At 68.2% G+C, this 22,705-nt stretch carries 18 protein-coding genes; 10 read left to right on the top strand and 8 right to left on the bottom strand.

What is annotated here, in order from left to right; translation table 11 throughout:
- Positions 1–428: 428 nt before the first annotated feature.
- From P7D22_RS14495 to P7D22_RS14450, 10 genes are all read left to right on the top strand, one after another.
- Entirely contained in the window at positions 429–920 is a 492-nt protein-coding gene (locus P7D22_RS14495) for a hypothetical protein (protein ID WP_319934955.1), read from the top strand.
- 35 nt (positions 921–955) lie between these two features.
- Entirely contained in the window at positions 956–2,230 is a 1,275-nt protein-coding gene (locus P7D22_RS14490) for an MFS transporter (protein ID WP_319934954.1), read from the top strand.
- The gene (locus P7D22_RS14485; protein ID WP_319934953.1) at positions 2,227–3,390 is read left to right on the top strand and encodes a metallophosphoesterase family protein; all 1,164 of its coding nucleotides are present in this window, start codon (positions 2,227–2,229) and stop codon (positions 3,388–3,390) included. The genes P7D22_RS14490 and P7D22_RS14485 overlap by 4 nt, the downstream gene beginning before the upstream one ends.
- A 38-nt stretch (positions 3,391–3,428) precedes the next feature.
- The gene (locus P7D22_RS14480; protein WP_319934966.1) at positions 3,429–4,682 is read left to right on the top strand and encodes an arsenic transporter; all 1,254 of its coding nucleotides are present in this window, start codon (positions 3,429–3,431) and stop codon (positions 4,680–4,682) included.
- Positions 4,683–4,706: 24 nt separating this feature from the next.
- Positions 4,707–5,162: a DMT family transporter gene (locus tag P7D22_RS14475; protein WP_319934952.1), complete on the top strand. Its 456-nt coding sequence runs from the start codon at positions 4,707–4,709 to the stop codon at positions 5,160–5,162.
- Between the two features lie 410 nt (positions 5,163–5,572).
- A complete protein-coding gene (locus P7D22_RS14470; protein ID WP_319934951.1) occupies positions 5,573–6,454 on the top strand; it encodes an AraC family transcriptional regulator in 882 nt (293 codons plus the stop codon).
- A gap of 107 nt (positions 6,455–6,561) precedes the next feature.
- A complete protein-coding gene (locus tag P7D22_RS14465) occupies positions 6,562–7,647 on the top strand; it encodes an ABC transporter substrate-binding protein (RefSeq protein ID WP_319934950.1) in 1,086 nt (361 codons plus the stop codon).
- A 63-nt stretch (positions 7,648–7,710) separates the two neighbouring features.
- Positions 7,711–8,529 (top strand): ATP-binding cassette domain-containing protein, encoded by an 819-nt coding sequence (locus P7D22_RS14460; protein WP_319934949.1) that lies wholly within the window; start codon positions 7,711–7,713, stop codon positions 8,527–8,529.
- Positions 8,526–9,779 carry a sugar ABC transporter permease gene (locus tag P7D22_RS14455; RefSeq protein WP_319934948.1) on the top strand — a complete coding sequence of 418 codons (1,254 nt, stop codon included), beginning with the start codon at positions 8,526–8,528 and terminating at the stop codon, positions 9,777–9,779. Before P7D22_RS14460 ends, P7D22_RS14455 begins: the two co-directional genes overlap by 4 nt.
- A gap of 43 nt (positions 9,780–9,822) precedes the next feature.
- Positions 9,823–10,551, top strand: a complete 729-nt coding sequence (locus P7D22_RS14450) for an SDR family oxidoreductase (RefSeq protein ID WP_319934965.1) — start codon at positions 9,823–9,825, stop codon at positions 10,549–10,551.
- A gap of 115 nt (positions 10,552–10,666) precedes the next feature.
- Here the strand turns inward: P7D22_RS14450 and crcB are convergent, their stop codons facing one another.
- The 8 genes from crcB to P7D22_RS14410 all read right to left on the bottom strand — a co-directional run.
- Positions 10,667–11,095: a fluoride efflux transporter CrcB gene (gene crcB / locus P7D22_RS14445; protein WP_319934947.1), complete on the bottom strand. Its 429-nt coding sequence runs from the start codon at positions 11,093–11,095 to the stop codon at positions 10,667–10,669.
- Between the two features lie 213 nt (positions 11,096–11,308).
- The gene (locus P7D22_RS14440; protein ID WP_319934946.1) at positions 11,309–12,403 is read right to left on the bottom strand and encodes a molybdopterin-dependent oxidoreductase; all 1,095 of its coding nucleotides are present in this window, start codon (positions 12,401–12,403) and stop codon (positions 11,309–11,311) included.
- Between the two features lie 55 nt (positions 12,404–12,458).
- Complete coding sequence (locus P7D22_RS14435) at positions 12,459–13,574, bottom strand: YeiH family protein (RefSeq protein ID WP_442916093.1); 1,116 nt, start codon at positions 13,572–13,574, stop codon at positions 12,459–12,461.
- A 150-nt stretch (positions 13,575–13,724) separates the two neighbouring features.
- Entirely contained in the window at positions 13,725–14,624 is a 900-nt protein-coding gene (locus P7D22_RS14430; protein ID WP_319934945.1) for a LysR family transcriptional regulator, read from the bottom strand.
- Positions 14,621–14,911, bottom strand: coding sequence for a hypothetical protein (locus tag P7D22_RS14425; RefSeq protein ID WP_319934944.1), 291 nt, complete (start codon positions 14,909–14,911; stop codon positions 14,621–14,623). The genes P7D22_RS14430 and P7D22_RS14425 overlap by 4 nt, the downstream gene beginning before the upstream one ends.
- Positions 14,912–15,385: 474 nt before the next feature.
- A complete protein-coding gene (locus tag P7D22_RS14420) occupies positions 15,386–15,724 on the bottom strand; it encodes an Hpt domain-containing protein (RefSeq protein ID WP_319934943.1) in 339 nt (112 codons plus the stop codon).
- Complete coding sequence (locus P7D22_RS14415; protein WP_319934942.1) at positions 15,721–16,710, bottom strand: response regulator; 990 nt, start codon at positions 16,708–16,710, stop codon at positions 15,721–15,723. The genes P7D22_RS14420 and P7D22_RS14415 overlap by 4 nt, the downstream gene beginning before the upstream one ends.
- 23 nt (positions 16,711–16,733) lie before the next feature.
- The coding region (locus P7D22_RS14410) for a beta strand repeat-containing protein (RefSeq protein WP_319934941.1) at positions 16,734–22,705 on the bottom strand (5,972 nt) is incomplete at its 5' end.

Here is a 22,705-nt window from a genome sequence, read left to right as displayed (position 1 = left end):
TGACGGCCGGCGACCATCTCGTTCGGCGGCACCGGCGACTGAACAAACCGCCTGCGGCACGCGCCGGCCCCTGCGCGGTCCGATGGTTCGTGTTGGTGACCAACGGAAAGAACGCTGCGGCCGTGGTCTCCGACAAGGTTGCCCATCGCCGCTGCGTTCACAATCGGGCGACCCACCGGCACCGCCAAGCTTAACCGAACCTGAACGACGGGGTTCAGACTGGATTGTGGCGGCCTGTCGTAAGGCTCGCTCAACACCGGCTGGAGGGTGCGGCGATGGTGCCGATCGAGGCCAAACTCTGTCTCCGCGACCATCGCAGCCCAGCGTCCCCGAAGCGCAGGCGTCGGATCGAGGGGGCGACCACGCCCCCACACAGACTTTGAAAGCCTGGATCAGCCACGCCTCCGACGCAGACCCTGGAGACACCCATGCAGCACGACCTCACGACGCTCGCGGGCGCCGTCACGGCCCTCTTTGCGCATCGTTTCACCGTTCAAGGAGCGGCAGGCGCGGCCCTGGCCGATCTCGGACCCAAGGGGGCCGAGCGGATCGACCTCGCAGTGGGCGACCATGTGGTGCTGAGCGGCGAGCCGCGACCGTCGGAACTGAAGGTCCACAGCATCGTCAAGGCCGGCGCACCGGACATCACCATCGAGCACCCCCAAAAAGCGACGCACGGCGATCACGATCACGTCGATCCGGCAGCCGCATCGAAGGTCGCCACAGACAAGGGCTTTGCGATCCTCGGTAAAGCGCGCCGCAAGCCCAGGCCTTTCGAGATCCTCGGCCGCGATCCCGGGGGCGAGCTCGACGAATTGCACATCGACTTTGACGGATGCCTGCGGAAAACCCAGCCCGTGATCCCCGGCGAGCGAAATGGGCCTCGAACATCGAGGCGGCTTTGGCTTAACATAGTTTAGACTGGGCGGCTTTTTGGCTTTGATGTGAGCGTGTTGTGATCGACCCACCGCCCTCGAGGCTGGCCGAACGGGCCCTTTGGCCGTTGCAGTGTCTCAACCTGTTCATGGCGGACATGCAGGCCGGCATCGGCCCGTTCCTCGGCGTGTTTCTGCTGGCCCATGGCTGGCAGAGCGGCCTGATCGGCTCGGTAATGACCATCGGGGGCGTGGCCGGCATGCTGATGACCGCGCCCGCCGGCGCGCTCGTCGATACGACGAAGCGCAAGCGCCTTTACGTCATTATCCCGGGCATCTGCACCGTGCTGGCGTCCGGCATCATCCTCGTGTCGCAGAGCTTCTGGCTGGTGGCCGCGTCGCAGGTCGCAACCGCGGTCGCGGGTGCCGCCATCGGTCCGGCCGTGACCGGCATGACGCTCGGCATCGTGCGCCAGGCCGGCTTCAACCGGCAGAACGGCCGCAACCAGGCCTTCAACCATGCGGGCAACATGATCGGCGCCGGCCTGTCGGGCCTTCTCGGCTGGAAGTTCGGCTTCACGGCCGTGTTCTGGCTCGCCGCGCTGTTCGGGGTCCTGTCCATCGTCTCGGTTCTGCTGATCCCCGCCGCGGCGATCGACGACGAGGCCGCGCGCGGCCTGCAGAACAACAGCGGCGACGCCAAGGATGGGCAGGCGGGCGGCTTCAAGGTGCTGCTTGCCTGCAAGCCGCTGTTGATCCTCGCGGCGGCGCTCGCCTGCTTCCACCTCGGCAACGGGGCGATGCTGCCGCTCTACGGGCTCGCGGTCGTGGCCGCCAAACAGGGCGACCCGGCGAGCCTCGTGGCCATCACCATCGTGGTGGCGCAGGCGGTCATGATCGTCGTCTCGCTGATCGCCATGCGGGTGGCCGAGGCGCGGGGCTACTGGCTCGTGCTGTTGATCTCCTTCCTGGCCCTGCCGTTGCGCGGAATCATCGCGGCCCATGTCATCAACCAATGGGGCGTGTACCCGGTGCAGGTGCTCGACGGCATCGGGGCCGGCCTGCAGAGCGTCGCGGTGCCGGGGCTCGTGGCCCGCATCCTCAACGGGACGGGACGGGTCAATGTCGGCCAGGGCGCCGTGATGACCGTGCAGGGCCTCGGCGCATCCCTGAGCCCGGCTATCGGCGGCTGGATCGCGCAAGGCGTGGGTTATGGCCCGACGTTTCTGATCCTCGGCAGCTTCGCGCTCGGCTCGATCGCCTTGTGGCTCGGCTTTGCCACGGTGCTCAAGCCGGCTTGCGGCTTGCCGGACGACGAAGCCCGACACGGTGCCCCGGCGGGAGCCTCGACGTGACGCCCGGCCCCGATCCACTGGCCGAACCGGACGCGATCCTCGCCTTCGCCCACATCGGCGATCTGCACCTCACCGACGCCAAGGCGCGCAACTTCGCCGACCTGCTGCTGATCGTGGCCCAGATCGAAGTCGAATGTGCGCCCTCGCTCGATTTCGTCGTGCTGCCGGGCGACAACGCCGACAACGGCCTTCCCGCCCAATATGCCCTGGCGGCCACCGCCTTAAAAATGTTGAGCGTGCCGGTGCATGCCATCCCCGGCGATCACGACATGGAACAGGGGAGCCTCGCAGCCTTCCACGACACCATGCGGGCCGATCCCCTGCCGAAAGCGCTGACGGTGCGCGGCGTTCGCTGCCTCTTCCTCGACATCAGCGGACCCGGCAGCGGCGGGCCGGATTTTCGGCTGGGTCAGGACCAGCTGGGCTGGATCGAATCGGAGCTGAACCAGGCGGCCCAGCGGGGCGAGACCACGGCGATCTTCACCCACACCTATCCGGACGACCTGAAGGGCGACAACGAAACCGAGGCGCTTGTCGCGCTGATCGCAACCCACGACGTCGCCCTCGTCGATATGGGACACACCCACTACAACGAACTGGCCAATGACGGCCGCACGATCTTCGCGGCCACGCGGTCGACCGGGCAGATCGAGGAAGGACCGGTCGGCTATTCGATCGCGACCCTCGACGCCGGTGTCGTCGGCTGGCGCTTCAAACCGCTCGAAGACGCCTTCCCGTTCGTCGTGATCACGACCCCGGCCGATCATCGGCTGCTGCGCGGCGATGACCAGCACCTCGGCCCAACCGTGGAGGTGCGGGCCTTCGTGTTCGGCCGGACCCCCGTCGCGAGCGTCGCCTGCCAGGGGGGCCAGGAGGGTGCCTGGGTGACCATGACCCGCAGACCGGACCACCGGGTCTGGAGCGGGACGCTCACCCTGTCGGCCGAAGACCTGGCGGAGCGACGCGTGCCGATCACGGTGCGGGCGACCGATGCGAGCGGCCGCCCCGGACAGCACACCATCCTGGCTGCGACGCCGGCCCATGTTCGGCCCGAGCGCATCCGCAACGGCAGCGACGCGGCCTCGATCGGGGCCTGGCCGGACAACGGCATCCCGGGCACGCAGCTCGGTCCCAACCGCAACGGAAAGCCTTCCTCCTGACCTCCGCCCTTCTCGACGCGACGACCTGGAACACGGTGCTGTCGCCCCACGCCCTGACATGGGCGATCGCCGCCCTGGCGACCGCGGGGGTCATCATCCGGCCCTTCAACCTGCCCGAGGCCGTGTTCGCGGCAGCGGGCGCCGTGCTGCTGGTCGTGCTGCACCTCCTGTCGCCGGGCGACGCCCTGAGCGGAATCGGCAAGGGAACCGACGTCTACCTGTTCCTGATCGGCATGATGCTGCTGGCCGAAACGGCCCGCGAAGAAAAGCTGTTCGATTGGCTGGCCGCGGTGGCGACCAAGCGCGCCAACGGCTCGGCCACCACACTCTTCCTGCTGATCTACGGCGTCGGCACGGTTGTCACGATCTTCCTGTCGAACGACGCCACGGCCGTTGTGCTCACGCCGGCCGTGGCGGCCGCCGTGAAGACCGCCAAGGCGGAAAAACCGCTGCCCTATCTGTTGATCTGCGCCTTTATCGCCAATGCGGCCTCGTTCGTGCTGCCGATCTCGAACCCGGCCAACCTCGTCATCTACGGCAGCCACATGCCGCCGTTGCTCGAATGGCTGCCGCGCTACCTGCTGCCCTCGGCCTTGTCGATCGGCGCCACCTATGCGGTGTTGCGATGGACGCAGCGACGGGCCCTCACGCAAGACATCGCGACCGAGGTGCCCGTCCCCGAGCTGTCGCGCGGCGGCAAGACCGCCGCGCTCGGCATCGGGGCGACCGCCCTTGCGCTACTCGGCTCGTCGTTCTTCGACCTGCAACTCGGTCTTCCGACCGCGATCGCCGGGGGGCTGACCGCCGTCGTGGTGCTGTTTCGCGAGGGCAAGGCGCCCTGGACCATGCTGAAAGGCATCTCCTGGGGCGTGCTGCCCCTGGTGGCGGGGCTGTTCGTCCTGGTCGAGGCGCTCGACAAGAGCGGGCTCATCCGCACGATCAGCGCGGCGCTCCAGGCGGAAGCGCAGCGCTCGGCCGCGACGGCGAGCTGGGGCGCCGGCATCCTGATCGCCTTTGCGTGCAACCTGGTGAACAATCTTCCGGCGGGCCTGATCGCCGGCAACGCCGTCCAAAGCGCCCATGTGCCCGACGGGGTCACGAGCGCCATCCTGATCGGCGTCGATCTCGGCCCCAACCTGTCCGTGACCGGCTCGCTCGCCACCATCCTGTGGCTGACCGCCTTGCGCCGGGAAGGGCAGAACGTCGGCTCCTGGACCTTCCTGAAGCTCGGCGTCCTGGTCATGCCGCCGGCGCTCGTGCTGGCGATCGCGGCCGCCGTCCTGTTTCACTGATCCTCGAAAGAACGGAGACTCATCATGCAAGGCATCAGTTCGGCCTGGCTCTACCCCATCATCATCGTGGCCGGCGCGCTGCAGGCCTGGGGCCCCCCCATGAACGGCGTGCTGCGCAACGCCCTGACCAATCCCTGGCTCGCCAGCATCATCTCGTTCCTGCCGATCGTCGCCTTCCTGACCTGCCTGTTCTTTTGCGCGCCGCGACCCCTGCCGACCGTCGATGGGGTGATGGGCATGCCCTGGTGGGCGCCGCTCGGCGGCCTCGTGGGCGCCCTGGCGGTGGTCACCGGACTGCTGTTCGTCGACAAGGTCGGCGCCGGCACCTTCGCGGGCCTGACCATCACGGCCAACATCCTGATGTCGCTCCTCATCGACAAATACGGCTGGTTCGGCACCGAGGTACATCCGCTGGGCGGCATGCGCATGGTCGGCGCGGTCTTGATGGTGGCGGGCATCGGCCTGATCGCCAAGTTCTGATCAGCCGGCATGGCGGCCCGCACGAGGTCTGGGCCAGGGCGATCGGCTTGATATCTCGACCATGGCCCGCTGCGGTACGCCGCCGTATTCGACGTTGCTCGTTCGCCGCACGTCGCTGGACCAGCGAAGCATCTGGCCCAGTAATCACCGCGAAGAGCAGCCTTCCGGACATCCTATAAATCCCCACTCGCATCTGTCGATGAGGTGACAAAAAAGTATCGATGATGCGCTGCAAAGCGCGTAGCCAGGGATTTGCGCAGCTCCTATCCTCGCCCATCGAACAACCCGAAGTGGTTGGTGACACGGCGCAAAAGCTGTTCACATCAGGGTCTGCAGACCGCCCTCACGAACGCGACGCCCTGGCGAAGCCGTTCAGAAGAAGGGCCTGGAGATCCGGGGGGAGACATGGCGTGGAACCGAATCTCGAACACGTGGGCGTGGGCGGCGATCAGTCTTTCAAGGTCTGGTCGCACGGCTATCCGTTCCGCACGGTGCGTTGGCACTTCCATCCCGAATACGAGCTGCACCTCGTGACGGCCACCACCGGAGCGCGCTACGTCGGCGACCACATCGGGACCTTCGCGGTGGGCGACCTGGTGCTGGCCGGACCCAACCTGCCGCATAATTGGATCAGCGACGTCCCGGCCGGGGAAACCGTCGACGAGCGCTGCGTCATCCTGCAATTCACGGAAGCCCTCATCGAGGGCTGCCTGACGACATTCCCCGAACTGCAGTTTCTGCAGGCTGTGCTGCAGGAAGCCTTTCGGGGCGTGCGCTTCGATCCGTCGGTCGCAAGCCGGGTCGCGCCCTTGATGCGAGGCCTGCTCGGCGCGACGGGCGCGCGGCGGATCGCGTTGTTCATCGACATCCTGGATGTGATCGGACATGCCGAAGTACGCATGCCGCTCGCGAGCCCCGGCTTCCAGCCGCGCCCCTCGGCCTATCTGTCGGCCGGGATGAACCAGGTGCTCCACCACATCGGGCGCCATTTCACCGAAGACCTGAGCGAAACCGAACTGGCGCAACTGAGCCGGCAAAGCGTCAGCACCTTCGCGCGCGCGTTCCGCAAGCATACGGGTCTCACCTTCGTGCAATATGTGAACTCGCTGCGGATCGAGCTCGCCTGCCAGCATCTGAGCCAGGACGAACTGACCGTGACGGCCATCTGCCACGAGGTCGGGTTCAACAACGTGTCGAACTTCAACCGGCAGTTCCTCACCCAGAAGGGAATGCCGCCCTCGAAATTCCGCACAATGCGCCGCCAGGGCACCCGCACCGCCGTAGCGGCCTGACCCGGTCCAGCTTTCGGCGGCGTGACCTCGCGCTCGCACGCTGCCGCCCTCCCCCCGCGTGTGAGCGCGCGAAACGCAACACAACAAACCAACAAGAGGAAACACCCATGATCAGGCATCCCTCCCCTCGCTGCAGCGCTTTTGCGGTGGCCTTCGCGGCTACGCTCCTGGCCGGCGTCGCGGCTCACGCCGCGCCCTTGGCCAACACCACCGTGGCGTTTCTGATGCCCGACCAGGGCTCGACCCGCTACGAGGAACACGATCATCCGGGCTTCGTGGCCGAAATGCAGAAGCTCTGCCCCACCTGCAAGGTGATCTACCAGAACGCCAACGGCGACGCGGCCCGGCAGCAACAGCAGTTCAACGCGGCGGTGTCACAGGGCGCCAAGGCCATCGTGCTCGACCCCGTCGACTCGACCGCAGCCGCCTCGCTGGTCAAACAGGCGCAGGGCCAAGGCATCAAGGTGGTGGCCTATGATCGTCCGATCCCCTCGACCCCGGCCGATTTCTACGTGTCCTTCGACAACGAGGCCATCGGCAAGGTGATCGCCAAATCGCTCGTCGACGGGCTGAAGGCCAAGAACGTGCCGACCGCCGACACCGGGCTGCTCGAGATCAACGGTTCGCCGACCGACGCGGCCGCGGGTCTGATCAAGAAAGGCATCCACGAGGGGCTGGCCGACGGCGGCTATGCCACGCTGGCGGAATACGATACGCCCGAGTGGCTGCCCTCGAAGGCGCAACAATGGGCAAGCGGGCAGGTGTCGCGCTTCGGCAAGAAGATCGTCGGCGTGGTGGCGGCCAACGACGGCACCGGCGGTGGCGCCGTAGCGGCCTTGAAGGCGGCGGGCGTCAATCCCGTGCCGCCCGTCACCGGCAACGACGCCACCATCGCGGGCCTGCAGCTCATCATTTCGGGCGACCAATACAACACCATCTCGAAGCCGAGCGAGATCGTCGCCGCGGCCGCGGCCGACGTCGTGGCCGGCCTGCTCGGCGGCGACGCCGTGAAGCCCGACACCACCTTGTTCGGCACCCCGACCAAGCTGTTCACGCCGACCCTCGTCACGGCCGCGAACCTGAAGGCCGAGATCGTCGACAAGTCGATCAACGGCAAACCGATCGAGGCGGCCTCGGTGCTTTGCACCAGCCGCTACACCGAGGGCTGCAAGACCCTCGGCATCATGCCATGATCGGACCGGGCGGCGGTCGGGTGACCGCCGCCTCCCACCTGCCCTGACCCGAGGAGCGGCCCCTTGACCGAACAATCCCCACGCACGCCGCCCACCGGCAAGGTCGTGCTCAGCCTCAAAGGTATCTGCAAGCAGTTCGGCGCCGTTTCGGCGCTCACCGACATCGACCTCGACGTCCATGCCGGCGAGGTCGTGGCCCTCGTGGGCGACAACGGTGCCGGCAAGTCGACCCTGGTCAAGGTGCTGGCCGGCGTGCACACGCCGACGAGCGGCACCATGACCTTCGACGGCAAGCCCGTGACGCTCACCGGGCCGAACGACGCCCTGGCGCTCGGGATCGCCACGGTGTTCCAGGACCTCGCGCTCTGCGAGAACCTCGACGTCGTGGCCAACATCTTCCTCGGCAAGGAACTCAATCCGATGGCCCTCGACGAGGTCGCCATGGAAACCAAGGCCTGGACGCTGCTGAACGAGCTTTCGGCCCGCATCCCGAGCGTGCGTGAACCCATCGCGTCACTTTCGGGCGGGCAGCGCCAGACGGTGGCCATCGCCCGCTCGCTGCTGCTGGCGCCCAAGCTCATCATGCTCGACGAGCCGACCGCGGCGCTCGGCGTCGCCCAAACGGCCGAGGTGCTGAACCTCATCGAGCGGGTCCGCGACCGCGGTCTCGGAGTCATTATGATCAGCCACAACATGGAGGACGTGCGCGCCGTCGCGGATCGCATCGTGGTGCTCCGGCTCGGGCGCAACAACGGGGTGTTCTACCCCGACACCTCCAACCAGGAGCTCGTCAGCGCCATCACGGGCGCGGCCGACAACGCGGTGTCGCGCCGCTCGACGCGGCGCAAGGCGCAGGGCGAAGCCACGGAGATCCGGCCATGACCGCCAATCCCAATTCCAAGCGGGGCACGGCCCTCGACCGGGCCGATACCCGGGTCCGCCACGACGCGAGCCTCGGCGGCGCGCTGCGGGCCTTCGGCGACCGCATCCGCTCGGGCGACCTCGGCTCGCTGCCGGTCGTGGTCGGGCTCGCGGTCATCTGGACCGTGTTCCAGTCGCTCAACCCCGTGTTCTTGTCGTCGAACAACCTCGTCAACCTCCTGTTCGATTGTTCTACCACGGGCGTCATCGCGCTCGGCATCGTCTGCATCCTGATGGTGGGCGAGATCGACCTGTCGGTGGGCTCGGTCAGCGGTTTCGCTTCGGCGATCGTCGGCGTGCTCTGGGTCAACAACGATTGGCCGGTCGCAGGCGCCATCCTGGTGGCGCTCGGGGCCGGGGCGCTGATGGGCACGGTCTATGCGCTGTTGTTCAACCGCCTGGGCATGCCGAGCTTCGTATCGACGCTCGCGGGCCTCCTGGCCGTGCTCGGCTTCCAACTCTACCTGCTCGGCGCCTCGGGCTCGATCAACCTGCCCTACGGATCGTGGGTGGTGGACCTCGGGCAATCGCTGGTGATGCCGCATGGGGTCGCCTACGGGATCGCGGCCATCGCGGCCGCCCTCTATTTTTATGCCGGTTTCAGCCGCAACGCGCAGCGCCGGGCGGCCGGCCTGACGCCGGGTTCGACGGTGGGCGTGGCCGCGCGGGCCGTGATCCTCTTCGTCATGCTCGAGGTTGTGGTGTTCTACCTCAACACCGATCGCGGCGTGCCGTGGATGTTCGGCCTCTTCGCAGGGCTCGTGGTGCTGCTCGACTATGCGTTGCGGCGCACGCAATGGGGCCGGCAGATGACGGCGGTAGGCGGCAACCGCGAAGCGGCGCGCCGGGCCGGCATCAACGTGCGCGGCACCTATCTCGGCGCCTTCGTGCTGTGCTCGAGCTTCGCGGCCCTCGGCGGCGTCTTGTCGGCCGCCCGCCTCGCCTCGGCGAGCCAGCAGGCCGGCACCGGCGACGTCAACCTCAACGCCATCGCGGCGGCCGTGATCGGCGGCACGAGCTTGTTCGGTGGGCGTGGCAACGCGTATTCGGCCCTGCTCGGCATCATCGTGATCCAGTCGATCGCCAGCGGGCTGACGCTGCTCGATCTGTCGTCGTCGCTTCGCTACATGATCACCGGTGCCGTCCTGGCCATTGCGGTGATCGTCGATTCACTGGCCCGCCGCTCGCGCGTGTCCCACGGCCGCGCCTGACGCGCGGCTCCTGTTAGTACTTCGATCGGGGAAAAACATGACCATGGGCCAGGACCTTTCGGGACGCGTGGCGGCCGTCACGGGCGCGGCGTCCGGCATCGGCCTCGAATGCGCCAAGACCCTGCTGGCCGCAGGGGCACGTGTGGCCCTGGTGGATCGGGCCGAGGATCAGTTGCGCGCGCTCTGCGCGGACCTCGGCACGAATGCCTTTCCGGTGGTGGTCGACCTGACCGACCCGGCGAGCGTCGGGGACATGCTGCCCAAGATCCTGGCCGAGGCCGGGCAGCTGGACATCTTCCACGCCAATGCCGGCTCCTACGTGGGCGGCGAGATCCTCGGCGGCGATCCCGACGCCTGGGACCGCATGCTCAACCTGAACATCAACAGCGTGTTCCGCTGCATCCACGCCGTGCTGCCCCATATGGTGGCGCGCAAAACCGGCGACATCATCGTGACGAGCTCGGTCGCCGGCTTCATCCCGGTGGTGTGGGAGCCCGTCTACACGGCCTCCAAACACGCCATCCAGGCCTTCGTGCACACGCTCCGCCGGCAGGTCAGCAAACATGGCGTGCGGGTCGGCGAAGTGGCGCCCGGACCGGTGGTCACAGCCCTGCTGAAGGACTGGCCGCAGGCCAAGCTCGACGATGCTCTCGCGTCGGGGGCCTTGATGGAGCCGTCGGCGGTGGCCGAATGCGTGTTGTTCATGCTCACCCGACCGCGCAATGTCGTGATCCGCGACATCGTGGTGCTGCCGGTCGGGCTCGATCTTTAGGCGCGAGCGCCCTGCCCTCGCGCCACCAAACTCAGTTCCTGCCTTATCTGATGGGCGAGCGCCCCCCCTTTTCGGGCGGCCGAGTGGGACAGGTTCGTCCCCTTCCAAACGCCGGTTATCCCGCTTCTTCCTCGGTGACGGTCTCGGCGATCGCCGCGGACCCGCCGTTCAGCAGGGATGCGAGTCCGTGCCCTGCTGCGACCGCGCCGAGGCAGAAGACGACGGACACGACGATGTTGATGAGGGCCCTGTCGAGCGCGCCGGTGCGGATCAGGTCGAGCGTCTGCAGGCTGAAGGACGAGAAGGTGGTGAAGCCGCCGCAGAACCCGACCATGAGGAACAGGCGCGCGGTGTCGGGGAGCGGATAGCGGCCGTTTTCCAGGGTGAGCGTGCCGACGAAGCCGATGACGAACGAGCCCACGATGTTGATCAGGATGGTGCCGGCCGGCACCTGTCGACTGATCGGCATGGCCCACAGCGCGATCCAGTAACGGGCCGTGGTGCCGAGGGCGCCCCCGAGCGCAATCCAGAATGTGTCTCGCATGGTCGTCTTTCAGTGCAACAGGACGGTTGGGATGGAAGGAGGATAAAGCATCGCGTGCACGGGGCGCAGCAGCCGCACCGCGCAGGGGTCCCGGTCTTCCGACAAGGTCTGCGGGAAGCGGCAACGGCGAGCCCCTGCCATCCACGCGCGGCGTCACCTTTGTGCTCGTGACCCTGTCGATCCTGTTCGAGCTGATTTCTCTGTTCCGTCGGCCTATGCGGCTGTCACCCGCACGCGATGCCAAGCGGCGCTGAGATAGCCCTTGAAGTTCCAGGTGTCGCTGGCCTGGGCCGGCTGGGTCTGGCCGGCCGCGTCCCAAGCCCGGACGGCCAACTCGTGTTCGCCTCCCGGCAGGTCGAGGGTCACGTGCCACAGCGTCCAGCTCCAGCGACCGGCGCCATGGTGCTCGATGGTGGCCTGCACCCAGTCGCGCCCACCGTTCGGCGACACGTCGACACGCGTGACGGCGCGGTCGGTCGCGATCGCGTAGCCCCGCACAATGGTCGTTCCCGAGGATACAGGCGCACCGGCTTGAGGCTCGCAGATGGCCGCGTTGAGCGGCATCGACGTGATGGTCACGCCGCGCGCCTCATCCTTCGTGTCCTTGCGCATATCGGGCGGGAACAGGAGGTAGTCGTGCGCTTGCTGGAACGCCGCGGACGGCTCCGCCTGCACCGTGACGCTTTTCAGCCATTTGGGGCTGCGCACCCCCGCGAAGCCCGGCACCACCATCCGGAGCGGCGCTCCGTGTTCGCGGGTGAGCGGCGCGCCGTTCATGGCCCAGGCGATCAGGACATCTTCGCACAAAGCCTTGCTCATCGGGATCGACACGCCGTAGGGCGCATCGGGCGCGTCTTCGTTCGCCGCGACGTCGGCCGACTCGAAGGCCACGTGGAGGTGCGGATGCAAACGGGCCCCGGCGGCCCGCAAAACCTCGGCGAGTGGCACCCCGGTCCATTCAGCGTTGCCGATGGCGCCGGGTGCCCAGGGATCGCCTGTCGTGGGATGGACCTTTTGCATGTCGGCGCGGCGGTTGCCGGCGCATTGCATGACGGCCATCACTGTTTTTGGGGCAAAGCGCGACTGGATGTCGCCGAGCGTCAGCGCGAGAGGCGCATCGACCAGCCCGCCGACCGTGACCGTGTGAGTGGCCATGTCGATCGTCGGCAGCGCACCGTGGCTGCGGATGTAGAAGTCGGCCACGGGGGTGATGAAATTCGCGCGCAACCGGTCGAGCGGCGGTTCGGCGTTGAACGGATCGGCGCTGTGGACGATCAGGTCAGATTTGGAGCTAGCTAGGCCGAACATGCGAGAGGTCCTCCGTGTCGCTCGTCAATGGTCTCTGTTACGGCGGGGTTGCGGGTCAAAGCACGCCGAGGCCGTGGATCAGGACGAAGCTGACGCCGCCAAGCAGCGCCAAGGAAGCCACGACGGCACCCGTGACCCGGCCACCGGCCCGCGCCACGACCCGCACGTCGACCCCGAGCCCGAGCGCCGCCATCGACAGGATTGTGAGCACGTTCGCCAGCATGGCGGTCGGGGCCAGAACCACGGCGGGGATCAGGTTCAGCGTGTGCAGGGTGGCGAGCGCCAGAAAGGCGACGATGAACCAGGGCATTAATTTGTGTACCGGCAGGTGGCCCGGCTGCGGCCGATCGCCGGCCGTGACCTGCGGGGCAGGTTCGTCGGTGTCGTCCCGCAGCCGGGATGCGAGGAATGACAGGACCAGCACGACCGGGCCGAGCATCAGCACCCGCACCAGCTTGACCAGGGTGCCGAGCTGGATCGCGGCGGCACCGACCGGCGCGGTGGCGGCGATCACCTGCGGCACGGCATAAACGGTCAGGCCGGCGAAAACGCCGAACTGGGTGACCGAGAAGCCGAGCAACGGCACCAGGGCCGGCAGGCCGAGCACCACCAGGACGCCCAGCACGGCCGTGAAGGCGATGGAGGCCGCAACATCGTCGCCGTCGGCGCCGATCACCGGCGCCACGGCCGCGATGGCAGAATTGCCGCAGATGGAGTTGCCGCAGGCCACCAGCATCGACATGCGCTTCGGCAGCCCAAGCAATCGGCACAACATAAAACTCCCCGCGACCACGAGCAGCACCACGCCCGCGATGCCGAACAGAAGGCCGGGCCCGATGTCGGCCAGCGTGCGGAACGAGAGGGCGGCGCCGAGCAGCATGACCGCGACCTCGAGCAGCATCTTGGCCGAGAACGCGATACCGGCCTGCCAGTGCACGCCGGGCGTCCAGAGCGAGCGCACGGCGGTGCCGATCAGGATGGCCAGCACCAGCGCTTCCAGCCAGGCGCGGCCGAACAGAACGGCCTCGACGCGTTCGACCACGAAAGCCGCAGCCGTGACGGCCCCGCACAGCGCGACACCCGGCAGAAGCGTGGCGTGGCGGCCTGCCGCGAACCGCGATGCGACCGGGATGGGGCGGTTGGCGGCTTTGGTGTCCATAAAGAAGGTCATCGGGTTCGTCCCTTGGCGACCCGGCGATCATCGGTGGCTGCCGCGATGCGATCCAACGCGGCTTTTCGAACGAATCGATCGCGCATCGCGATCGATTCCCGGCGATCGGCGCTGGGGCCTCATCCGCATCGACGATGGATCGCCGATGGGTCAGGACCGCCCTTGAGTTGGCGAAGCGCCGAGGATGACCGCCAGGAACGCTTCTTCGGCCTTGCTGCGGTGGTGGTCCTTGTGACGCAACAGGGTAAAGGCGCGCTCGGGCAGCCCCGAGGCCACCGGCTCGAGCAACCCCGCCTCGATCGAAGGCGCCGCCACCGAGGCCGACAGCGCGGTCGCTCCCGCGCCGGCCTCGACCGCTCCCCGCACGGCTTCGTTCGAGGGCAGTTCGAAGGCGACGGGCAGCCGGTCGAGCACGCCGGCCGCCCGCGCGGCCGCCTCGAAGATCGAGCGGGTGCCGGACCCCGGCTCGCGCAGCACCCAGTCGCTTTCGGGCCAGGCCTCGGGCCGCACGGGCTGCCCGGCCGCCCAAGGGTGGCCCGGCGCCACCACGATCACGAGCTGGTCGCGCGCGACCTCCACGGCCTCGAGGGCCGGATCGTCGATCGCGCCCTCGACGAAGCCGAGGTCGGCGGCCCCGTCATGCACCGCGGCGGCGACCTCGGCCGTGTTGCCGACCTTGAGCCGCACATCGATCCCGGGGTAGGCGCGCCGAAAGGCCACCAGGTGGCGCGGCAACCAGTAGCTCGCGATGGTCTGGCTCGCCCGGACGTTGAGGGTGCCGCGCTTCAACCCGCCGAGGTCGGCCAGCACCCGCTCGGCCGCCTCGCTGCGGGCCAGCACGGCACGGGCTTCGGCGAGGAATAGGGTGCCGGCCTCGGTGAGCGCGATGCTGCGACCAATGCGGTGGAACAGCTTGGTGCCGCCCCGCCCCTCCAGCGTCGCCACGGCGGCGCTCACGGCCGATTGCGCCATGTGAAGCGCCTCGGCGGCCCGCGTCACATGACAACGCTCGGCCACGGCGACGAAGACGCGGAGTTGGTCGAGCGTCATACGCTCCCGGCCTCGATATCCGCCGCAAGGACGTCGCTGACGAGGCAGGGCGCGAGGAACAGGCTGCGGTCGCGCGCGCCACGCAGCGTCCGTAAGGCCCCGATGGCCTGGAACACGGTGAGGCCAACGACCAGGACCCCGCCGATCGCGTTCAGGATGGCGAGTTGCGTTTGCCGCGCCAAAGCCGACGCCGCATGAACCCTGCGCGGGAAGAGTGACACGACGGAGATGCTGGCCGTGCGCCAGGTGGGCGTGAACTGCCTGACCGTGGCACCGCGGATCGTCATGGATCGCTCCTCGTCAGGGGTCAAATACCGAAACACATCACGGTTGAATTCATATGCCGTAACGACGGCGGTGAGCAGAGTTAGAAGCCGTCAGACCGAGGGCAATGAGGTCGCTATTCGGGAAGGATTACACCCAAACGGGAACGTGGACGATGGCCGGATAGTCTGACCGCGTGAAATGCTCCGAACATGGCCCGGCTGCGCAGTCTGCCTTCGCGATCGAGATCGAAGCGAACGGCCCAGACCTGAGCGCCCCCTCGGCGCCAAGCTGCCGACCGACGTTGCAAGGGCGCGTCCTTTCACGCCGCAGGAAATCCTGAGCGTCACCTCGATATTGTGCTGTGGCCGAATGCAGAATGGCTGAAGCACATCCAGAGTGAAGCCAGCGTCGACTAAAGTCGAACGCCACGCCAGCACAATCCTGGGCGCATCGGTGCCAAAATTATCATGCTTGATATCAGGCGATGAACGCCATCAGGATTGGGACGCTTCGGGGTTCGTGAGCGCCCCGTCGATCAGGTGCCGCAGGGTTGCCAAGGCGACTGCACAGGGTCGCGTTATTTCGGCATCCTCGGCCTCGAGGAGATCTTCGAGATGCCGGGTGGCGGACCCGATCTCGGCCAGACCGAACGTTTCGCTGGTGCCGGCCAGGCTGTGCACCGCTCGGATCAGGTCTTGCCGTGCGTCCGGCTCAGGATCGGCGCAAACGTCGTCCGCCAGGCGCTCGATCGTCTCCAGCATCGTCGGAAGATCGGCGATGAACGAGCTTCTGAGAGTGGCCAACTCGGCCAGGACATCGTCGATCTCGGTCACGCCGCACCTGGGTTGGCTGCCGCTGCGGGCAGGCTCGACAGGGTTTCGCAAGGAAGGCTTGATTGCCGGACCTGGTCGACGAGCCTTGCATCGAAACAGGTCGAGGCGTCCTGCACGGCGACGATCAACGGCCTCTCGATCGCGATCTCGAGCAGTCCATCGAGCGGCCGCACATCACCCGACAGGAAGACGAATTGCGGATGGAGCGCCGCCCTGGCGGCCGAAGCGATCAGGTCAGGGTTCGGCTCCGCGCTCAACAAGATCACCAGGTTCTCTCCATGACGATCGAGGCGCGCCTTCCTGCCGCCGGGGATCACCGTGATCGAGCCCGGTTCCAGCGCCCCGCGATGCACGGCGGCGCGTGACACCCGCCCCGACACCCGCGTGAGGTGATCCAGGAAGGGATCCGTCATGGCCGCCGGCAGCGTGTCCACCGACACCAGGACCGGGGCCGCCAGCGGCTTCGGCAGCCGCTGCAGCAGCGGCCCGAGAACGAGAGGGGAACCGGCCCCTCCCGCATAAACAACGAGATCGGTGCCCGAAGCGATGACCGGCGGGGCGAGGTCCGTCCCGTATTGGCCGCGCTCGCCCCAGAACCGGATCTTCTGCGACACCTGCCGTGTGATCGTGGCCAGATCGATCTCGGCCGCCGACATGGATTTCGGGATGAAGTCGATGGCGCCCGCGGCGATGGCCTGCGAGGTCGCAGCCTTCCCACGCTCCGTCATGCTGCTCAACGTGATGATCGGCGTGGGTCGCCCGACCATGATCTGCCGCGTCGCCTCGATGCCGTTCAGCCCCGGCATGTTAATATCCATCGTGATGACGTCGGGTTTGAGATCGAGCGCCATGGCGACACCCTCGGCGCCGTTGCGGGCTTCGCCGACGATCTCGATCCCGGGATCCAGCTTGATCATGGCACGCAGCGCCATCAGCATGTAGCCGGAGTCCTCGACGGCGAGGAGACGGATCTTGGTCGTACTCATCACCTGAGCCTGGTCGTCGAGCCTTAAAAGATCGTGTGATGCAGGTCCGTGACCACGCTGACATGGCCATCCGCCGCGCTGAAGGGCGCCACGTCGTGGAGGGCCGGCGCGGTCGGGGCGGTTGCGCCGATGGTCGTCGCGAGCTGACTGATCGCCGCCAAGTAGGCCGCGCTGGTGGTGGTCACGCCCGTGATGGTCGGATGGTCGGCGAAACTCACCGGCAAGGTCGCGACCGTGTGGCTTTCGGTTCCGGTGAGGGTCTCGTGAGCCGTCGCCGACACCGTGAGCGTGAAATCCTGCGCAATCGTGGGTTGGCTGAGCGTCAGATGCGCCAGGTCGGAGGCGGCCAGGGTCCACGAGCCATCGGCATGGTGGGTGCCGGCCGAGAGCGCGGCGCCGTCCGGCAGGCCGGAAATGTCGAGTGTCAGGGACTCCGTCGCGTTTCCGTCGGCAAGCGAGGCCGCGATCGCAAGCGGGATCGCGACGCCATCGTGGGCGACGGCGGGCGCTACTGAAAGGTGCGGCGCCGCCACAGGCTCAAGCACCGTCAGCGCAAGCGTCGCCGACGTGGTCGCCGATAGCCCAGTCACGCTGTCGTGGGCGACGGCCGACACATGCAGGGTGGTTGAACCGGCGTCGTGGGGCCCGAGGGTCAGGTCGGCGCCGGCCCATTGCGCGGCATCCAGCGTCCAGCTGCCGTCGGCATGGTGGGTGCCCGCCGAGAGCGTCGCGCCCGCCGGCAGGCCATCGAGCGTCACCGTAAGGCTTTCGGTCGGCAGCAGGTGCGGAACGCTGACGTCGAGGCCGAGATGGACGACCGTGTTCTCGAAGCCGACCACCGTTGGAGACGCCTCGTGCACCGTGGGGGCGTCCAGCGCTGCGAGGAACGAAACCGGCAGGCTGGCCGAAACAGACGTGTCGTGACCGCCGACGGGGTCGTGCGTCGTCGCCACCACGGTCAGGGTCGCGTCCCCGGTCGCATGCGGCGCCGGCGTCAGCGTGAGGGTGGCGAGTTGCGCGCCCGTCAGGGTCCAGCTGCCGTCGAGGTTGTGCGTGCCTGCCGACAGAGTGGCGCCCGTGGGGACGCCCGAGACCGTCACAAACAGCGTGTCGCCCGGAATGAGGTCGGTAACGGCGGCACCGATGTGAAGGGGGAGAGGCGTGTCGGCGAGGCCGTAGGCGGCCTCCACGGTCAGCGTCGGGGCCGCCATCGTGGCCTCGAGCGTCACCGGCAGCGTGGCGCTCGCGGTGGCGTCCAGGCCCGACACGCTGTCATGCGCGTGGGCCGTGATGCCGAGCGTAAAGGTTTGCGCGGCCGCGCCGCTTGCGGGCGTCAGGGTCAGGCCGTTCAGCTGCGCGCCCGTCACGGTCCAGGTGCCGTCGAGGTTGTGGCTGCCGGCCGACAGCGTCGCACCCGTCGGCACGCCGCCGATGGTCAGCGACAAGGATTGCGTGGCGGACACCTCCGCCAGAGCGGCCGCAAGGTGGAGCGCCACGGGGCCGTTCACGGTCCCGATGGCCGGAAGCACCGTCAGGCTCGGCGGCTCGACGATCGTCACCGCCAGCACGCCCGTCGCGGTGGCGTCGAGCCCCGTCGTCCGGTCGTGTGCGATCGCGGTGACCGACACGCTGAAGTCGGTGGTTTGTCCGGCTGGCGGCGTGATGGTGAGGCCGGCAAGCTGGGCGCCGGTCAGCACCCAAGACCCATCGGCATCATGGATGCCGGCCGACAAGGTCGCACCCGCCGGAACCCCGTCGAGGCGCACCACGAGGATCTGCGGCGCGGCCGCGTCGAGCAGGTGGCTCGCGATCGTCAGCGGGATGGCGCCGCCGCCGAGCCCGGCTGCCGCCTTGAGGCTCAGCGCCGGCGCCTCCAAGGTCGCGCCGACATGCACGGCCAGCGACGCGCTGGCCGTGTTGGTCGACGCGTTGGCGACCTCCTTGGTGATCACCGTGACCGACAAGGTGTAATCGCCGCTGGCGTGCGCCGCGGGCACCAGGGCCACGGTTCCGAGGGTCCCGGCCGTGGCGGTCCAGGTCCCGTCGCCGTTGCTGGTGGCGCCCGTCAGAACCGCGCCAGCCGGCAGGTTGCCGATGACGACCTTGGTGACCGCCTCGGCGCCCGACGTATCCTTGAGGGCCGCCGAAAGGTTCAGCGGGATCGGTGCCGTGCCCACGCCCGAAACCGCCGCGGCCGTGAGCGTGACGCCCTGAGCCACCGGCGTGACCGTGACCGGTACACTCAGACCTGTTGCGGCCGCGTCGCCCTTGAGCTCGGTCGCAACGGCCTCGACTTTGATGCTGGTCGTGCCGCTGAAATAAGCGGGCATGTTGATGCTCAGACCGACGAGCTGCGCGGCCGTGACGGTCCAGGAGCCATTGCCGTTGTTGGTGCCGGCGCTCAGCGTCGCCCCGGTCGGCAGATGGCTGATGCTGTAGCTGAGCGTCTCGGATCCGGCCGTGTTGGTCAGCGCGCCCGCGATGGTCAGCGGCACCGCACTGCCTTCGTTGACGGTCGCGGCGACGGCCGAAAGCGTGGGTGTGGCGGCAGGATCGAGGATGTGCACTGCCGTGGTGCCCATCGCGATCGGGGCAAGGCCCACCAGTTTCGCCGTGGTGGTGATGGTGAAATCGGTGTCGCTGTTCTGGGGCGGGGTCAGCTTCAGGTTGGTGAGCTGCGCGGTCGTGAGGAACCAAGTTCCGTCGCTCTGCTTCACGCCGGCCGACAGCGTCGCGCCGCTTGGAAGTCCTGCGAACACGAAGCCGGACAGCGCGTAGAGCACGTTTTTCAGCAGCGGACTGCCGGACAGCGTCGAGGCATCGGCGATCGTGTAGGCGCTGTTCTCCTGCACGAAAATGGCGCCCGAGCTGAAGCCCCCGGATGCCAGCTGGAGATTGACGCCAACGCCCGCCCCAACCGCGCCCGCGACGCCGACATTGACGTCCAGCCCGAGGTCGACCGTCGAGGCCGAAGCCGTGCCGACCCCGACCGTGAAGCTCGCAACGGCGCTGGTGGCCGTGCTGCCGCCCTGCTCATGCGAGACCGAGGTCGCGTAAAGCTTGACGGTGCCGTTGAATTCCGCCGGGGTCGTGAGCGTCAGGGCGCTGAGATCCGCCGCCGACAGCGTCCAGGTGTTGTCGCCGTTGTTGCTGCCATGGTTCAGGGCAAATCCGACCGGCACGCCGTGGAGGACGAAGCTGATGGTTTCGGACCCGTCCGTGTCGGTCAAGCTACCCGCGATCGTGAGCGGGATCGATGCACCAGATGCCCCGATCACGTTGGCGACGGAGATCAAGGGCGTATCGGCGACGCCCACTAGGGTCACGGGGATCGTGGCAGTCGCGGTCGCGGTCGACCCATTGGACTCGATCGACGTCGCCGCAACGGTAAGCGTGAAACCGGCATTGCTGTTCGCGGGCGGCAACACGGTGAGGCCGGTCAGTTGCGCCGGCGTCAGCGTCCAGCTGCCATCGGGGTTGTGGAGGCCGGCCGACAGGGTGGCGCCGCCCGGGACGCCGCCGATCGTCACGCTTCCGAGGTGTTCGGACCCGTCGGTGTCGCTGAGCGCAAGGCCGATGTTGAGCCGAAGAGGCGTGTCCTCCAGCCCCGACAAGGCCGTGACCTGGAGCAGCGGCGCGTCGGCGACGCCCGTCGCGGTGACCAACACAGGCAGGCTGGTGCTGGCGCTCGCGCCGCCAGGGTCGAAGGCCGTGGCCGTCACCGTCAGCGCGATGGTCCCGCTCATGTTGGCGGCGGGCGTCAGCGTCAGGCCGGCCAGCTGGCTCGCAGCAAGCGACCACGTGTTGTTGCCCATGTAGGTGCCGGCCGACAAGCTCGCGCCCGGCGGAACGCCGCCGATGCTGACCGCGAGCGTCTCGTTGACCGTTCCGGCCGGCAGGCTCGCCGCGAGGTTGAGCGCGATGGCCGTGTCCTCCTGGCCGGTCACCGCCGAGCCCGAGAGGAGTGGCGTCGCCGCGACGGACACGACCGACACGACGCATGACGCGACCGTGTCCGCATGGGTGCCGCCGACGGCGGATTGTGCATCGACGCCCAGGGTCAGCTGACCGCTGAAACCCGGCGGCGGTGTGAGCGTCAACCCCGTGAGCTGGGCCGCCGTGAGGGTCCAGGACCCGTCCGCATGTTGGACACCGGCCGACAGCGTGGCCCCGGTGGGCATGCCTGAGATCGTGACCGAGAGGGTTTCGCCAACCGCGGGCGCCACGAGAGCCGAGGTAATGCCGAGCGCGATCGGCTTGTTTTCCAGACCTGTCGCGGGCAGCACTGCGAGGCTCGGCGCATCGGCGACCGGCGCGATCGACACGCCGAGGCTTGCGGCCGTCTGGGCCTGGCTGCCATTCGGTTCGAGGGCCGTGGCGGTCACATTCAGCGTGAAGGCACCGCTGTAGTTCGCCGGCGGCAACAGCGTCAGGCCGGTGAGCTCGGCCGCCGTCAGCGTCCAGGTGCCGTCCGGGTTGTGGGTGCCGGCCGACAACGTGGCTCCGGCCGGGATGCCGGCGAATGTCACCGAAATGGTTTCGTTCGGGCTGAGGACGGCGGCATGGATCGACAAGGGGACCGCCCGGTCCTCGAGGCCTGTCGCGGCGGCGACCTGCAGGGTAGGCGCCGCGGCCACAGCCGTTATGGAAACGGGCAGAACGGCCGTGGTCGCGGCGAGCGAGCCATTGGCCTCCGGGGTCGTGGCGGTGACCTGGAGGCTGAGAGCGCCAGTGAAGGAAGCCGGTGGCATCAGGGTGAGGGCCGCAAGCTGGGCCGGCGCGAGGGTCCAGGTGCCGTCGGCGTTGTGGGTGCCGGCCGACAAGGTCGCGCCCGTGGGAACGCCGGCGATCGTCACCGACACGGCGTCGCCATTCGGGTTCGAGGCGGCGATCGACAACGCCACGGCAGCGTTCTCAGAGCCGAGCGCGCCCCCCAGCTGAAGTGTCGGGGCTGTGGCGACAGGAGCGACCGTGAGGGTCAGCGGCACGCTGCTGCTTGCCGTGGTGCCGTCAGACACCCTGTCGGTAGCCGTCACGGTGAGCGCGATGGAGCCGCTGAAATTATGCGGCGGCGTCAGCGACAGCCCGGCCAGATCCGCGGCCTGCAAGGTCCAACTGCCGTCGCCATTGTGGGTGCCCGCCGAAAGAACCGCGCCCGTGGGAACGCCGGTGATCGTGACGGTCACGAGCTGGTTGACGTAAGGGGTCGCGAACACCACGACGGGAATCGAACTGTTTTCGACCCCTGCGGTCGCGACGACCAGCAGCGAAGGCGCTACAGCCACCGGCGCCACCGTGACGGCGAGCGTGCCGGACGCATCCGCATGCGTGCCGCCCACCGCCGCCTCGGCCGTCACCGACAAGCTGAGCGTGCCGGAATAGCCGGCCGCCGGCGTCAAGGTGAGGCCGGTGAGCTGGGCCTGGGTCAGGGTCCAGCTGCCGTCGGTGTTGTGGATGCCGGCCGACAAGCTGGCGCCCGTGGGCACGCCCGCGACGGTGACGGCCAGGGTTTCGCCGGCGGCCGGGTTGACGAGGCCGCTGCCGATGGCGAGCGCGATCGGTTGGTTTTCGAGACCTGCGGCGGCCGCAAGCGTCAGGGTCGGCACGTCGGCCACCGGCGCCACCGTGACGGCGAGCGTGCTGGACGCATCCGCATGCGTGCCGCCCACCGCCGCCTCGGCCGTCACCGACAAGCTGAGCGTGCCGGAATAGCCGGCCGCCGGCGTCAAGGTGAGGCCGGTGAGCTGGGCCTGGGTCAAGGTCCAGCTGCCGTCGGCTTGGTGGATGCCGGCCGACAAACTGGCACCGGTGGGCACGCCCGCGATGGTGACGGCCAGGGTTTCGCCGGCGGCAGGGTTGACGAGGCTGCTGCCGATGGCGAGCGCGATCGGCTGGTTTTCGAGACCTGCGGCGGCCGCAAGCGTCAGGGTCGGCACGTCGGCCACCGGCGCCACCGTGACGGCGAGCGTGCCGGACGCGTCCGCATGCGTGCCGC

This window comes from Lichenihabitans sp. Uapishka_5, from assembly GCF_033947565.1.
Classification (GTDB): Bacteria; Pseudomonadota; Alphaproteobacteria; order Rhizobiales; family Beijerinckiaceae; genus Lichenihabitans.
The sequence above is the reverse complement of the archived record's forward strand: the minus strand, read 5'-3'. Positions and strand labels throughout refer to the sequence as shown.

Bases quoted from the DNA above. Each gene is read 5' to 3' on its own strand.
- P7D22_RS14435 (WP_442916093.1), bottom strand. From the start codon at position 13,574: ATGACCTTCTTTATGGACACCAAAGCCGCCAACCGCCCCATCCCGGTC.
- P7D22_RS14440 (WP_319934946.1), bottom strand. From the start codon at position 12,403: ATGTTCGGCCTAGCTAGCTCCAAATCTGACCTGATCGTCCACAGCGCC.
- P7D22_RS14455 (WP_319934948.1), top strand. From the start codon at position 8,526: ATGACCGCCAATCCCAATTCCAAGCGGGGCACGGCCCTCGACCGGGCC.
- crcB (WP_319934947.1), bottom strand. From the start codon at position 11,095: ATGCGAGACACATTCTGGATTGCGCTCGGGGGCGCCCTCGGCACCACG.
- P7D22_RS14450 (WP_319934965.1), top strand. From the start codon at position 9,823: ATGGGCCAGGACCTTTCGGGACGCGTGGCGGCCGTCACGGGCGCGGCG.
- P7D22_RS14430 (WP_319934945.1), bottom strand. From the start codon at position 14,624: ATGACGCTCGACCAACTCCGCGTCTTCGTCGCCGTGGCCGAGCGTTGT.
- P7D22_RS14465 (WP_319934950.1), top strand. From the start codon at position 6,562: ATGATCAGGCATCCCTCCCCTCGCTGCAGCGCTTTTGCGGTGGCCTTC.
- P7D22_RS14495 (WP_319934955.1), top strand. From the start codon at position 429: ATGCAGCACGACCTCACGACGCTCGCGGGCGCCGTCACGGCCCTCTTT.
- P7D22_RS14415 (WP_319934942.1), bottom strand. From the start codon at position 16,710: ATGAGTACGACCAAGATCCGTCTCCTCGCCGTCGAGGACTCCGGCTAC.
- P7D22_RS14475 (WP_319934952.1), top strand. From the start codon at position 4,707: ATGCAAGGCATCAGTTCGGCCTGGCTCTACCCCATCATCATCGTGGCC.
- P7D22_RS14425 (WP_319934944.1), bottom strand. From the start codon at position 14,911: ATGACGATCCGCGGTGCCACGGTCAGGCAGTTCACGCCCACCTGGCGC.